A 12899-nucleotide genomic window follows, 5' to 3' on the forward strand; every position below is an offset into this window, starting at 1 on the left:
GATCTGTCGCTTTCACGGTTCGATCCGACCGCCACACCAGTGATACCAGTCGGTTAGTACTTCGGCTCCGCACCCGTGATGTCGTAGACCTGATCCATGACGGCGTCGCGCTCGGCCTGCCAGGCGTCGAAGTGTTCGGGGCCGTCCGGGTAGCTATCGTAGACGTCTTTGAGCGTGCCGGCCGATTTCTGGACCTTGTAGAGATCGTAGAGCGTGTCCCAGTGGCCGACGGTCTTGACGAGCGTCTTGAGCTTCAGGCCGATGCTCATCTCGGCAGTTCCCTTCTTGCCGATAGTATCGACGAGTTGCTGGCCGGGGAGGACGGTGATGACCGAGATCAGGTCGTCGAGGTCTCGCGCGGTACCGAAGATGTTGTAGAGGTCCATCGCCGCGAAGCGCTTCCCGAAGTCGGTCTGGACGCGGTGGTTGTACTCCCAGAGTGCGCCTTCGCTCACGTCACCGTTCGAAATCGCTTCCGTTGCAACCTTCGCGGCCCAGTGGCCCGCCTTCGCAGCGCCGGGAATGCCGCCGCCGGTACAGGGATTGACGTGTCCAGCAGCGTCACCGACGGCGACGTAGCCGGGGTGGACGGCGGAATCTAACGGCCGTCGGGTCGGCAACGCCGCGCCGAGTTTGTTCTTGACCGTCGCGCCCTGGAACTCGTCGCGGTTGGCGATGTCGTCTTTGAGCACGTCGACGAGTTCCATGGGCTCCTGACTCATTTGGAAGCCGAGTCCGGCGTTGATTTCCGTCGAAGAGCGCGGGAAGTACCAGAGGTAGCCGAGTTCGGCCGTCGGCTTGAAGACGAGCGCGTCGTCCCACTCGACCGGTTCGGGCACCTCGAGGACCTCGCGGTAGGCCGAACAGAACTGTGAGTAGTTGACGTTCGTGTCGAACGACGAGCGAGCGAGGTCAGCTTTGTCCTGCAACACGGAGAGGGCACCGGCGGCGTCGACGACGACGTCGGCTTCGTACTCGATGACCTCGTCGTCTCGGATAGCCGTGACACCCTCTACCTGTCCGTTCGGCTGGATAACGTCGTTGACGACGGTATTGTAGTGGATGTCGACGCCCGCGCGGTCGGTCTCCTCGAGCAACACCTGTCCGTACCGATATCGGTCGACGACGGCACCCGACCGGTCGAAGGGAATATCGAGGTGTTCGTCGGTCTGTGGGTTCTCGAAGACGGCGCGCGTGATGCCTTCGTTAGTGAACGACTCGGCTCTGAGTCGGTCGCGGTCGACGACGTCGGGGAACGTACTCTTGCCCTTGATGCCGTCGCCACAGGCGATGTGGCCGCCGTCGTCCTCGCTTTTTCGCTCGAGTAAGACGACGTCGAGGCCCTCGCGGGCGGCGGTCGATGCTGCGAAGCACCCACCCGTGCCGCCGCCGACGACGACCATGTCGGACGTCCTGGTCTTCGATGCCATTGCTATCCGTTCGAACGGTTTCAGTTATAAAAAATACGGGGAAACTGTCTTGACGCTATTGTGACATCAAAACACGTTGAATCGAGTTTAATTCCGAGAATCTCGAGGGTGGGGACGAAGCGGGGTGACGCCTCGAGGCGTTCACGAGTTGGCCAGCGTTCAGGATGGAACTCGGACACGACTCCCCGAGCCTTGAGGGACTCTGCGAGCCTTGGGAACGTGACGGGCGGCGTTACTGATACATCCGCAACGGCTGGGCCTGCGTGCTCTCCTCTTGGCCGATCTGTTGCATCTGCTGGGCGAACTGTTCGCGTTTTTCCCGAATCTCCTCGGCTCGGTCGACCAGGTCCTGGACGTCAATATCGAGTTCGGCGAGGGGCATGACTCCGTCCTCGAGGAGCGCGCCCGCCGCTTCGGGATCCGGAAACTGCGGGTCCGATTCGACGACGAGGCCGATACTCTCGTAGTTGCGGTGTATGGCGCGGTTGACGAGTGCACCGGTCGGCCCCGTGACGACGCCGTCCTCAGGAGGAGTGTCGATTTCCTCCGCCGCGAGCAACTCGTCTGCAGACCCCGTTCCGACGCCGTAGACGGCGGGACGTCCCTCTCGCTCGGCGGGAAGCCCGCTGAGGTAGATCGGGGTCGCCTCCTGTGAGACGATCCACTCGGTCAGGCAGTCGGCGACGGTGTGAACGGCACCGGAGGCGATCGGCGTGTCGCTCTGGAGGGCGAACAGGTCGTGTTCTTCGCTGACGTAGAGTCGAACTGGCGGCTGTGCGGTTCGCTCGCCGCTTCGGTAGACGCCGATACCGGGCAGCCCCGAACAGTCGACGCTCGCGTAGTAGCGCATCTCGAGTTCGCGCACGAGGTGGTCGGTCGCGATTTTACCGACGAGTCCGAGTCCGGGAAATCCCTCGACGAACACCGGGTCCTCGAGGTCAGCTTCCTCACCCTGCAAGTGAATCTGTGCCATGGGTGAACTGTGTGCTGGCGCGCTCATAAAATCGAGGGGGAATCGGTGGAGAGACGACCGATACGACGCGGGTGAAGCGGGGACAGACGCCAGTATCGCGCTTCGAAACCCACAAACGCCGGCTCTCCCAAACGAGAGTACATGGAGCCACTCGAGCGGTATCGGCCGATCGTCGACGATTTCGAGGCGTTTCTCGAGGCCTGTGCGCGGCCACTCGGTAGTGCCGTGCGCATCAACACGATCAAGGCCTCGGTCGACCGGACGCTCGAGGCGCTCGACGAGCACGGTGTCGCGTACGAACAGGCGGCCTGGAACCCTCGCGTCTTGCGTCTCGAGACGGATTCCCCGGGGTCGACGTGGACCTCGTTCCACGGCTTTACGCACGGGCAGGAGGAGGTTTCGGCGGTTCCACCCGTCGTTCTCGACCCCCAACCCGGCGAGCGCGTCTGGGACTGCTGCGCTGCCCCCGGCGGGAAGGCGACCCAACTCGCGGCGCGCATGGACGACCGCGGTACCGTCGTCGCGAACGACAGCAACCTCGGGCGCATCTCCGCGCTCCGGTTCAACGCGGAGCGACTCGGCGCGACGAGCCTCGCGGTGACGAACGACGACGCTCGGAACTACTCGCTCGAGCGGTTCACATTCGACGAGTTCGATCGGACGCTCGTCGACGCACCCTGTTCGTGCGAAGGGACGATTCGGAAGAACCCCGACGCGCTGGACAACTGGTCGGAGGGCCAAATCAGCTCCGTCGCGGGCATTCAGAAGGGAATTCTCCGCCGAGCGATTCAGGCCACCCGCGAGGGCGGCACGGTCGTCTACTCGACGTGTACGTTCGCCCCCGAGGAGAACGAAGCCGTCGTCCAGCACGCTCTCGAGACCGAATCCTGTCGCGTCGTCGACTTCGACATCGGCCTCGAGTACGCGCCGGGACTCACCGAGTGGGACGACGAGGAGTACGACGAGAGCCTCGAGCGCGCCGCCAGAATCTACCCGCACCACAACGACACCGGCGGTTTTTTCGTCGCGAAACTGGAGGTGAGCGCCTGATGGGAGAGGACTCGTCCCCCACGGAGACCGAGCAAAACGACGGCCAGCGGTTCGATCGACTCCCCGAAACGCCCGACGAGCGAACCGTCGAAGGCCGCGCCAGTCGCGAGGAGGTCGTCGAGTATTTCGACGACCGGTTCGAGATACCACCCGAGACGTTCGACGACTACACCTTCTGGGAGAAGGGGGCCGGCAAGATCTGGATCTACGCCGGGGAGTCACCGTCGCCCCTCGAGATCGAAGCGATCGGAATGACCTGCCTGCGAACCCGACAGGAACACTGGAAGCCGACGACGGACTTCGCTCAGCGCTTCGGTCGCCACGCGAGTTCGTGCGTAGTCGAACTCGAGGACGACCGGGCAAAACGGTTCGCGGCGGGCGAAGACCAGGACCTCGAGCGATGGGACGGCGACTGGGGCTACCTGATCGGCGCCCACGAACTAGCCGGTGAACTCGAACCGATCGGAATCGGCCTCTACGTTCACGGCGAACTCCGGTCGATGGTGCCGAAAGGCCGACAGCGGGAGCTGTAGCGGACCAGCCGGCGATATGCCGGCAGCGTCGTTTTGGCGCTGGGTCCGTACTGTCGAGCACACGTGCACCGTACCGCGAGTGATCACGATGGCCGGTGAGGACGTCGACCCCGGTGAGAACGTCGTTGGCGACAACGAGGTGGAACCGCCGTCCACATCGCTGGACGACACGTCCGTCTTCGAACGGCTCAACGCCGAGGAGTTCGTCCGCTGGACGTTCCTCTACGGTGACCGGCGCGTTATCTCCGGCCTACTACTGCTCGCGGTCTTCGCTGCCTCGCTGTTGCTCATCCGGGGCGGACTGATCACGCCCGCCGAGGCTGGCGACATCACGGCCATCAGCGCGGCCCTCGTCGGCGGGATGCTCCCCTTTATCACCGTCGTCCTCGCGATCAACCAGCTCATCCTCTCCGAGGAGTTCGGCTCGACCGGCGCCTTCTTCGAGCGACTCGAGGAGACCCGAGAGTACCGCAAGCGGATCGAAGACCACACCGGCTATCGGCCGACGCCAGCCGAACCGTCGTCGTTCCTCCGCGTCCTGATCGAGTCGAAGCGCCGGACTGCGCGGGGATTGCAGACCATCTGTCGCGACGGACCGGACGACCTACAGTCGCGGGTCGACGCGTTCGTCTCGCAAACCGACCCGCGGGATCGGGACGCGATCGAGACGCTCGAGGGCGCCACGTTCGGCTCGTTCACCGTCATCTCCGTCATCCTGCACTACAACGATCCCTGGCAGCTACAGATCGTTCGCCAGCTTCGGGAGGGTCATCGAAACGACCTCTCGGAGGCCGCGGACGGACAACTCGAGCGACTCGAGGAACTCCTCGGCGACATCCACATCGCTCGCCAGTACTTCAAGACGGTGTACATGCAACAGGAGCTCGCCGATCTGTCGAAAATTCTCCTGTACGTCGGCTTTCCGACGCTGTTGGGCGGCGCGTTCGTCATCGTCTCCTACGGAAACCTGCTGGCGATGGGGCTGCACCCGTCGGTCTACGTGCTGGTCGTCAGTACGACCGTGACGGCGCTGTTCAGTCCCTTCGCCGTCCTGCTCGTCTACGTCCTCCGGATTGCGACCATCGCCCGCCGGACTGCCGCGGACTTCGGTCCGTTCGTGCTCCAACAGGAGCTTCCACGGGAGGAGACCGAGATCATGGAGTCGTCGTGAGCCGGCGCTAACGAGCACTCGATCGGTCGGACGATCAGCCGCTGGCGATCAAGAGTCGGACGATCAGCCGCCGGCGATCAAGAGTCGGACGATCGGCTGTCGACCAATCGAGGGGTGTCCGATCAGGGGGAGAGCTCCGGCAATCCGGCTTCGATCTCCTCGCGTCTGTCCTCGAGCCACTCGGTGAGGACGAGCCGTTCGCCTAACTCGTCGAGTTCTTCGTCGACCGTGTAGCCCGGTTCGGCGGTCGCGTACTCGAAGAGCACGCCGCCGTGTTCGCGGGCGTAAACCGACTCGAACCACTTGCGGTCGATGACCTCGGTCGGGCGGAGCCCCCGGTCCATCAGGAGCTGGCGCCAGTCGGGGTGGTCGTCCCTCGAAACTCGGAAGGCGACGTGGTGGACGGTTCCCGCGCCGGGGATTCCGCGTGGCGCCTGCGGGTCCTCGAGCACGTCGACGACGTATCCCAGGTCGCCGTCGGCCTCGTACCGGTTTCGGCGCCCCTCGCGGTCTGTCTGGCGGTACCCCATCGCTTTCAGCAGGTCGCCGGTGGCGTCGCCGCTCGTTAGCGAGAGCGTGACACCGAAGAAGCCGCGAATCGCGTGCGCGTGGGGAACCGGGCTCTCGGGAAGGTTCGCCGGCGGGGCGTCCTCGCGGGCGACCAGTTCCAGCGGGAGCCCGTCGGGATCGGTAAACGCCAGAACAGTGTCGCCGAACCGCTCGCGGGGCTCCTCGAGGTCGACGCCGACGTCTTCGAGGCGGTCGCGCCAGTAGTTAATCGAGCCTGCGGGGACGAGAAACGAGACGGCGGTGGCTTGCCCCGAACCGACTTGTCCGGGTCGGGCGTCGGTGTAGGGAAAGAAAGTCATACTCGTCCCCGGCGTTCCCTCGTGATCCGCGTAGAACAGGTGATAGACCGAGACGTCGTCCTGGTTGACGCTTCGCTTGACGAGTCGCAAGCCGAGCGTCTCCGTGTAGAACTCGTAGTTTGCTCGCGGGTCGCTCGCAACCGCGGTGACGTGGTGGATACCGGGAATATCGTCGGGCATACGCCTCTTTACGTCGTCAGCGGGGATAATGCTGAGGGCGTGCGAACTGGGATACTGAACGGCCAGGACAGCGTGCGGACCGAATCGACGGAGCGGGGCGGTGCCGTCGCCATTCGAGATCGAAGCGATCGGAATCGGCCTCTACGTTCAGGAGTAACTGCGTTCGATGGTGCCGAAGGAACGCTAGCGAACGGTGTAATTACGTTGAGAGCGGCGGCAACTCAGCCTGTTCGAACCAGAAGGCTTCGATCGCGTGACCCAACTCGGCGAACTCGTCCGGACTGCTCGGTTTCGTCAGATACGCGTTCGCACTGAGATCGTAACTTTTGGAAATATCGTCGATGGTCTCCGAACTCGTCAGGACGAGGACGGGCGGAGCGGAGAGGTCCGGATCGTCCTCGAGTCGCTCGAGGACGTCGAATCCGCCCAACCGGGGCAGGTTGAGATCGAGGAGGACGAGGTCGATCGTCGGAAGTGACGGATCCTGTTGGTGGTCGCGCAGGCGCTCGAGTGCCGGATACCCGTCGGTGACGGTGTGGAATCTCGTCTCGGTGACAGTCTCCTTGAAGGCCTCTTCGATTAACCGTACGTCGCCCGGATTGTCTTCGACGAGCAAGATGTGTATCGACTCGGTGGAAGGCGAGTGGCTCACGAATGGTGCACGTTCTTCCACTGACAGTTCAACACCTTAAGACTGCACACTACACATGTTGGAACTCGAACGACTGCGGGTGATTTCGGGAGGTTCGACGGTCGAAATGAATCAGTCGCTTCGGCCGGTCAGAACACTCCGCTCGAAACGCGTCGTCCGCGACCATCGGTGTCCGGGAGCCTCAGCGGTGTCCGAGTGACTCGCGAATCGACTCGGCCGCGCGCTCGAGTCGCTCGCGCTCGTCGGTCGAGAGGTCCCACTCGACGATTTCGGCGACGCCGTCGCCGTCGAGGACGACCGGCACGCTCAGAGTGACGCCCTTGAGTCCGTACTCGCCGTCGAGTGGCGTCGCCAGACAGACGGGGTCCGCGTCGGGGTCGGTCCCACCCTCGAGCAGCCTCGAGACGATCAGCGAGATGCCGCGGCCGGTGACCCACCGCGAGGAGTCTCCGTTGTCCCGCATCTCGATGACGTCGTAGGGAACCGACCGAACGTAATCGAGGATCTCTACGCGTTCCGATTCCGCGAACTCGACCGGACGGCCGTCGACGGTCGTCCTCGAAAACACCGGCACAATGTGTTCCCCATGTTCACCCAGGATCGGACAGTAGACGTCGGCTGGCGACACGTCCCCGTTCGAGGGTTCACGCGCCGAAACCCGTCGAGCGATCTCGTCCGCGATTCGAGCCGTTTCTGACAGCGAGTAGCCGAGGAACGAACCCCGCGGCCAGCCACTCGCTTCCCAGAGGCGGTGGGTCACCCGATCGGAGGGGTTCGCGACGACGACGGTCGGCGTCGGATCGGCCGACGCGAACCACTCGCCGAGATCGCTCGCGATCTCGAGGTTTCGCTCGAGGACGGACAGTCGGCCGCCGCGTTCGAGACTGTCCGAACTCCGAGGCTCGCTCGCGGTGACGACGATGGCGTCTGCAGCCTCGACGGGGTCGGGCTCGGGACTCGAGGTGGGATCGACGACGGAGACGTCGCCGAGTGTTGAGGCCTCGAACTCCGGCCGGCCGATCGCGTGCGCTGCGTGAGAGCGAGAGTGGAACAGATCGATCGCGTGCCCTTCCGCGCGTTCTGCTTTCGGGTCGGCGAGCGTCACCTCGAGTGACGGATGTTGCGTCGCGAGCGTGTACGCGACGGTCGAACCGATCGTTCCCCCGCCGCCGACGACGAGTACGTGCATACTCGCCAATTTACGTCGGCTTCCTTGAATGGTTCCCATGGCACACGGACACGGTGGGTAGCGTTTTCGGAGGCGTCCGATTTTCCGCCACTCGGTTCGACACCGAAGACACGACCGATTGGCTGGCAGCTATTGTTCGACGGTGTATCCAGCCACCGCCAGGACCACGTACAGGTGGAGACGACCGCTGCGGTCGCGACGCAAGCACACCGTCCGCGAGCGGCTGGCGGGAGCGAGCGGCCTTGTAACGTATACTTTTGCACCGAGAGGTACGTGATCGAAGTCGTTCGAAAGACGCAAAGCGACGTTCGTGATGACGAGAAACCGCTGGTTTCTCGGCCCACGAGCGAACCCGAGGCGTACAAAGGGACATCCAGAGTGTACAGAGAGCGTCGGCTCAGGCGTGCAATCTTCTGAAAAATTGAAATTGTTGTCTGTCGCTGTGAACGACAGTTGTGTCTCGGTATTACTGCCGAACGACGTTCGTCGCGCGAGGCCCCTTGGGCGAGGACTCGATGTCGAACTCGACCTCAGTCCCTTCCGTGAGGTCTTCGCCGCCGACATCCTCCATGTGGAAGAAAACGTCTTCGTCGTCGTCGAGGTCGCCGTCATCTGTCGAAATGAAACCGTAGCCGCCAGTGTCGTTGAAGAAATCAACCTTACCGTTTGCCATTACAAACAAATAGTGAGTTGGACGAGGGATAACCCTTCCGATGGTCGTGGTACCACGACTCTTCACCCACATTCGCACGCAACGTTTGCGACCACGGTATCGTGATACGTGGCTGAAATGGACCCTGAAACAGGTCTTCACAGCTAGTCATCTCACATCGCCGAACGACTCGAGTCTCGTGTCTACCTTCAATCCTCGCGACGTACCGGGTCGCCGGTAACTGAAATTACAAGGGAGACCTGGCACATCCTCACATTCGTGGAGCCATCGGCAGGGTCGGGACGTGATCGGCTCATCGACATCTGGAGACGCGTGTTCGGCCTCTCCTGGCCGGTAATGGCAGAGCAGGTCCTCCGGACGCTGATGCGGACCACCGACCTCCTCGTCGCGGGGATGTTCTCTCCCGCCGCGGTCGCAGCCGTCGGCCTCGCGGATATCTACGGCCGCCTCCCCCTCTGGTTCGGTCTCGGTGTCGGCGACGGCGCGATCGCCCTCTCGAGTCAGGATACGGGAAGCGGACAGACGGCCAATCGAGACGAAGCCGTCACGCAGGCGCTCTTGCTCGGTATTCTCGCGGGGATTCCCTTCGCCCTGTTTGGACTCGTCGGGAGCTACTGGGCGATCGACGTCCTCGGCGCGGAGTCCGAGACCGTCCGGCTGGGCGGGCAGTATCTGGCGATCATCTTCCTGACGGCACCCGCGTTTCACGTGACGATGATCGCCGCGCGAGCGATTCAGGGGACCGGCGACACGCGAACGCCGATGTACATCAACGCCGTGGCGAACGCGCTCAACATCGGCCTCACCGTGGGACTGGCGTTCGGCCTCGGGCCGTTTCCGGAGCTATCGATCGTCGGCATCGCCGTCGCGACGGCCATCGGTGACGTGCTCGCCGCACTGACGTTTCTCGCCGTCATTTACAGCTCCTGGAGCGATTTGGGATTCGTCCGGCCGTCCCAGCCCGTCATCATGAAACAATTGCTCGTGATCAGTTCGCCGCGCATCGCCGAGGGGATCACCGAACTGATCGCCGAGTTCCCGTTCAACGCGATCTTGCTCGGGTTCGGTACCGGCGACGAGGTGAACGCGGCCTATCACGTCGGCAGACGGGTCTACCAGCAGATCTCCTCGCCACTCGCGCGGGGATACGGCGTCGCCGCGAACGTTCTCTCCGGACAGGCCTTGGGCCGCGGCGAGTCCGAGAAGGCGTACTTCAACGGCCTCGCGACCGCCGCGCTCGCGGTTCTGACCGTCGGTGGGCTCGGTGTCGTGATCTTCGTCTTCGCCGAGACCGTCGTCCAACTGTTCTCGAACGATCCGGAAACGATCGGCTACGCCGTCGGCTTCGCGCAGGCCTACGCCATCTCGACGTTTCTCATCGCCTGCTACGTCGTCCTCGCCGGTTCGCTTCGGGGCGGCAGCGAGACTCGGCCACCGTTCGTCGCGAAGGTCACCGGTGCCGTCTTCTTCTTGCTCGGCATCACCTACGTCTTCGGCGTCCAACTCGAGTACGGCGTCACCGCCGCCTACGTCGCTATCGTCGCCGACTTCGTCTGGCGAAACCTCGTGGTCGGTGCCGTCTACCTCCGAGGACACTGGCTCGAGCGGGGCCTCTCGATGATGCACGAACGCGGAAGCCTCTCTAACGACGATTAAGCGCTCCAACGACGTTGCGGACCCTCACTCGCGCCGCTCGAGCGTGCCGCCGGCCAAGCCCTCCCACTCGACGCGGTAGCCGAGTTCCGCGAGGATCGCACTCGAGTCGGAGATGCCCACCTCCTCGAGCACATCCTCTGCGTCCGCGAGATCCATCCCGACCTCGACGTCTTCGGCCAGCGACTCGAGCACTGACGGGCGAACGAGCGTTCTCCCGACTCGCTCGTGTTCCGGAAAGGCGACGTCCGCCAGTGCGTCCTCGCTCACGCCGTGAGCTGCGGCGAGGTCCTCGAGCGAGCGGACGTCCGCGTCGAGTCGCAACTCTGCGGGCAAGTCGGCGGCGCTCTCGGCGACGAGTTGGCGTTCGTACTCCCGAAGCACGGCCGCGACGTCTTTCATCCGAACGGTGCCCGTGTAGGGAATCGCCCGGAAATCCCGCGCCTCGATTTCCTCGCCGACGCCGAGTGACTCGTCGACGGCGACGACGAGTTCGACGTCCTCGAGTCCCTCGAGTTGGGCGAGTTTCTTCTCGACGTACTCGGGCGTCCAAAAGCCCATAATTTCGACGTAAACGCGAAAGTCGCGGTGTGCGTAGTCGAACGCGAAATCGGGAATCATCACCCGCGTTCCCGTCGCGAGGGGTTCTGGCTCGCGCTGGAGGTCCCACTCAAGGTCGAGCGTCGAAAACCGGCCGGCGAAGTCGGCTTCCACGCCGCTGTCGAACGAGACGTCCGTCACGGGCTCCGCGTCGGGAACGCGAACCGGATCCTCGTCGGACAGGGAGAGGGTCCGTTCGGTTCCGCGGTCGTCGATCGTGGCCTCGAGCGACCACTCCTCGGCCTTCGCGACGGTTCGCAGGAGCCGTGCGAAGCGCGTTCCGTACCGACGCGTCGCCCGAAAGAGGCGGGTCGGGCCAGTGACGACGATTTCGCGTTCGGCGATTCCGACATCGTCGTCGTCCGTCGCCGTGGAATCTGGAGTCAGCCGCTCGATTTCGTACATCAATCGCAGGCGCTTGATCGCCGAGACCAGCACCTTCGGATCGCTCGAGCGAACCCGAATCTCGGTCGCGTCGAACAGCGCCGTCTGAGCGAGCGAGAGGTTGTACTGCGCGATGAGGTCGTCGGGTTCCCATCGGGGGTCGACGCCCGTGAGAACCTGTCGCTCCTCGAGGTCGGCGTACAGCGCTCGTTCGAGGTCATCCGCGGAGCACTCGAGCGATTCGCTCGCACGAATGAGCGCCATCGCCCGTTCGTCTTCGGTGACGACCCCGAGCGCTTCGGCGGCCTCGAAGGCCCTCCGACGGGCACGTTCGGGATCGATCGCCGCCTCGGTCTCGACGGTCGCCTCGCGCTCGAGCAAGGCGGCCAACCCGCGGACGAGTTTGAAGTCGTCCGTCTCGCGCTCGAGCGCCTCGAGGGCGTTCTCGAGCGATGCGCGCGGTTCGCCGACGTGACCTTGGTACGTCCCGAGGACGCGCGCGGCAAGTGGCCGGTGCTCCCGGCCGGCAAATCGGGGCCGATAGCCGCCGCCGGCCCGAGAGACGCGAAGCAGGTCCTTCGTCAGCATTCCTCTCGGTCTGCGTGTGGTATCGTCAAAAGCGACTCGTTCTCGACGACCCGGTGGTTCTCGACGGCCTTCGGTTACGTTTTCGGCTCAGCGTTGTCCCTGTGCCTGCTGTCTGGCTTAGAAGATCCCAGCGATGAACGCCAGCCCCATTCCCACTAGCACCGTCGCCGTCAGCACCGGCAGGTACGGCGTGTACCGCTCGACCGTTTCCCGGTGGCGCTCGTAGCCCGCGATCAAGATCAGCGTCGGAACGAGGATTGCGACGATGACGACGAGCGAGTAGAGCAACATCAGTTCCAGACAGTAGTCCGTTCCGGCACAGATCGCCAGAATCTGAATCGGTTCCTCGTGGGCGAATCCCAAAACGAGGGCAGTCGTCCCGAGACCCATCAGCCCCCGCTCGGCGTCTGCTTCGCTCAGGTGGCGATGCCCGCCGCCGAAAAGTCGCTCTCGAATCCGAGTCAGCACCCCCTGCTGGGAGGACTCACTCGAGTGGCCGTGGCCGTGGTCGTGGTCGTGCTCACAGTGTGTCTCGTCGTCAGTATGCGTGTGTTTGTGATCACGGTGGCCCGCTTCGTCGGTGTGGTCGTGTCCCGTGCCGTGCCCGCCGTTCCGGTATTCGTGAATTCCAAGTAGAATAAGCACGGTTCCGGCGAGATACCGCATCAGTGGGCCTTCGGCGAACGCAGCAAAGCGACTGAACCAGAAATATGCCAGTACCAGGACGACGCTGCTAATCAGATGTCCAATCCCGAGAATGAGACCTGCAACCGTCCCGTAGAGCCACGTCCGAGAGCGATTCAACGCGTAGGTCGCCGCGATCGGCCACCCGTGATCTGGGAGTACCCCGTGAATAAAGCCGATTGCGGCGACGCCTGCGACGAGACCGATATCCATACCGGTTCTCGGCAGACACGGCACAAAAGTGCTGTTAGCACCGAATTGCGGGGACCG

12 protein-coding genes are annotated in these 12899 nt (G+C 63.6%); 4 read left to right on the top strand and 8 right to left on the bottom strand.

The window, feature by feature from the left end; genetic code table 11:
- Positions 1 to 53: 53 nt before the first annotated feature.
- Positions 54 to 1430 (bottom strand): geranylgeranyl reductase family protein, encoded by a 1377-nt coding sequence (locus BB347_RS05735; protein WP_076581914.1) that lies wholly within the window; start codon positions 1428 to 1430, stop codon positions 54 to 56.
- Between the two features lie 232 nt (positions 1431 to 1662).
- On the bottom strand, positions 1663 to 2403 hold the full coding sequence (locus tag BB347_RS05740; protein WP_076581916.1) for a proteasome assembly chaperone family protein: 741 nt from the start codon (positions 2401 to 2403) through the stop codon (positions 1663 to 1665).
- A 141-nt stretch (positions 2404 to 2544) separates the two neighbouring features.
- Between BB347_RS05740 and BB347_RS05745 the strand changes: the two genes are divergently transcribed.
- The 3 genes from BB347_RS05745 (at position 2545) to BB347_RS05755 (ending at position 5157) form a co-directional block, all read left to right on the top strand.
- The gene (locus tag BB347_RS05745) at positions 2545 to 3453 is read left to right on the top strand and encodes an RsmB/NOP family class I SAM-dependent RNA methyltransferase (protein WP_076581917.1); all 909 of its coding nucleotides are present in this window, start codon (positions 2545 to 2547) and stop codon (positions 3451 to 3453) included.
- Complete coding sequence (locus BB347_RS05750) at positions 3453 to 3986, top strand: DUF7122 family protein (protein ID WP_076581919.1); 534 nt, start codon at positions 3453 to 3455, stop codon at positions 3984 to 3986. The genes BB347_RS05745 and BB347_RS05750 overlap by 1 nt, the downstream gene beginning before the upstream one ends.
- Before the next feature lie 88 nt (positions 3987 to 4074).
- Positions 4075 to 5157: a hypothetical protein gene (locus BB347_RS05755; RefSeq protein WP_139327019.1), complete on the top strand. Its 1083-nt coding sequence runs from the start codon at positions 4075 to 4077 to the stop codon at positions 5155 to 5157.
- A 122-nt stretch (positions 5158 to 5279) separates the two neighbouring features.
- Here the strand turns inward: BB347_RS05755 and BB347_RS05760 are convergent, their stop codons facing one another.
- The 4 genes from BB347_RS05760 to BB347_RS05775 form a co-directional block, all read right to left on the bottom strand.
- Complete coding sequence (locus tag BB347_RS05760) at positions 5280 to 6206, bottom strand: ring-cleaving dioxygenase (protein WP_076581920.1); 927 nt, start codon at positions 6204 to 6206, stop codon at positions 5280 to 5282.
- Between the two features lie 199 nt (positions 6207 to 6405).
- Entirely contained in the window at positions 6406 to 6858 is a 453-nt protein-coding gene (locus tag BB347_RS05765) for a response regulator (RefSeq protein WP_170872007.1), read from the bottom strand.
- A 181-nt stretch (positions 6859 to 7039) separates the two neighbouring features.
- Entirely contained in the window at positions 7040 to 8047 is a 1008-nt protein-coding gene (locus BB347_RS05770; protein ID WP_076581922.1) for a malate dehydrogenase, read from the bottom strand.
- Between the two features lie 466 nt (positions 8048 to 8513).
- On the bottom strand, positions 8514 to 8720 hold the full coding sequence (locus BB347_RS05775) for a cold-shock protein (RefSeq protein WP_076581923.1): 207 nt from the start codon (positions 8718 to 8720) through the stop codon (positions 8514 to 8516).
- Positions 8721 to 9056: 336 nt separating this feature from the next.
- On the opposite strand from BB347_RS05775, the gene BB347_RS05780 reads away from it, so the two are divergent.
- The gene (locus tag BB347_RS05780) at positions 9057 to 10376 is read left to right on the top strand and encodes an MATE family efflux transporter (protein ID WP_139327029.1); all 1320 of its coding nucleotides are present in this window, start codon (positions 9057 to 9059) and stop codon (positions 10374 to 10376) included.
- Positions 10377 to 10400: 24 nt separating this feature from the next.
- Here the strand turns inward: BB347_RS05780 and BB347_RS05785 are convergent, their stop codons facing one another.
- Together BB347_RS05785 and BB347_RS05790 are read right to left on the bottom strand one after the other, a co-directional pair.
- Positions 10401 to 11945: a DUF790 family protein gene (locus BB347_RS05785; RefSeq protein ID WP_076581926.1), complete on the bottom strand. Its 1545-nt coding sequence runs from the start codon at positions 11943 to 11945 to the stop codon at positions 10401 to 10403.
- Between the two features lie 117 nt (positions 11946 to 12062).
- Positions 12063 to 12842, bottom strand: a complete 780-nt coding sequence (locus BB347_RS05790; RefSeq protein WP_076581928.1) for an ABC transporter permease — start codon at positions 12840 to 12842, stop codon at positions 12063 to 12065.
- Positions 12843 to 12899 lie beyond the last annotated feature (57 nt).

The sequence above is a fragment of the Natronorubrum daqingense genome, from assembly GCF_001971705.1.
In the GTDB taxonomy this organism is placed as follows: domain Archaea; phylum Halobacteriota; class Halobacteria; order Halobacteriales; family Natrialbaceae; genus Natronorubrum; species Natronorubrum daqingense.

Bases quoted from the DNA above. Each gene is read 5' to 3' on its own strand.
- BB347_RS05735 (WP_076581914.1), bottom strand. From the start codon at position 1,430: ATGGCATCGAAGACCAGGACGTCCGACATGGTCGTCGTCGGCGGCGGC.
- BB347_RS05740 (WP_076581916.1), bottom strand. From the start codon at position 2,403: ATGGCACAGATTCACTTGCAGGGTGAGGAAGCTGACCTCGAGGACCCG.
- BB347_RS05745 (WP_076581917.1), top strand. From the start codon at position 2,545: ATGGAGCCACTCGAGCGGTATCGGCCGATCGTCGACGATTTCGAGGCG.
- BB347_RS05750 (WP_076581919.1), top strand. From the start codon at position 3,453: ATGGGAGAGGACTCGTCCCCCACGGAGACCGAGCAAAACGACGGCCAG.
- BB347_RS05755 (WP_139327019.1), top strand. From the start codon at position 4,075: ATGGCCGGTGAGGACGTCGACCCCGGTGAGAACGTCGTTGGCGACAAC.
- BB347_RS05760 (WP_076581920.1), bottom strand. From the start codon at position 6,206: ATGCCCGACGATATTCCCGGTATCCACCACGTCACCGCGGTTGCGAGC.
- BB347_RS05770 (WP_076581922.1), bottom strand. From the start codon at position 8,047: ATGCACGTACTCGTCGTCGGCGGCGGGGGAACGATCGGTTCGACCGTC.
- BB347_RS05775 (WP_076581923.1), bottom strand. From the start codon at position 8,720: ATGGCAAACGGTAAGGTTGATTTCTTCAACGACACTGGCGGCTACGGT.
- BB347_RS05780 (WP_139327029.1), top strand. From the start codon at position 9,057: ATGGCAGAGCAGGTCCTCCGGACGCTGATGCGGACCACCGACCTCCTC.
- BB347_RS05785 (WP_076581926.1), bottom strand. From the start codon at position 11,945: ATGCTGACGAAGGACCTGCTTCGCGTCTCTCGGGCCGGCGGCGGCTAT.
- BB347_RS05790 (WP_076581928.1), bottom strand. From the start codon at position 12,842: ATGGATATCGGTCTCGTCGCAGGCGTCGCCGCAATCGGCTTTATTCAC.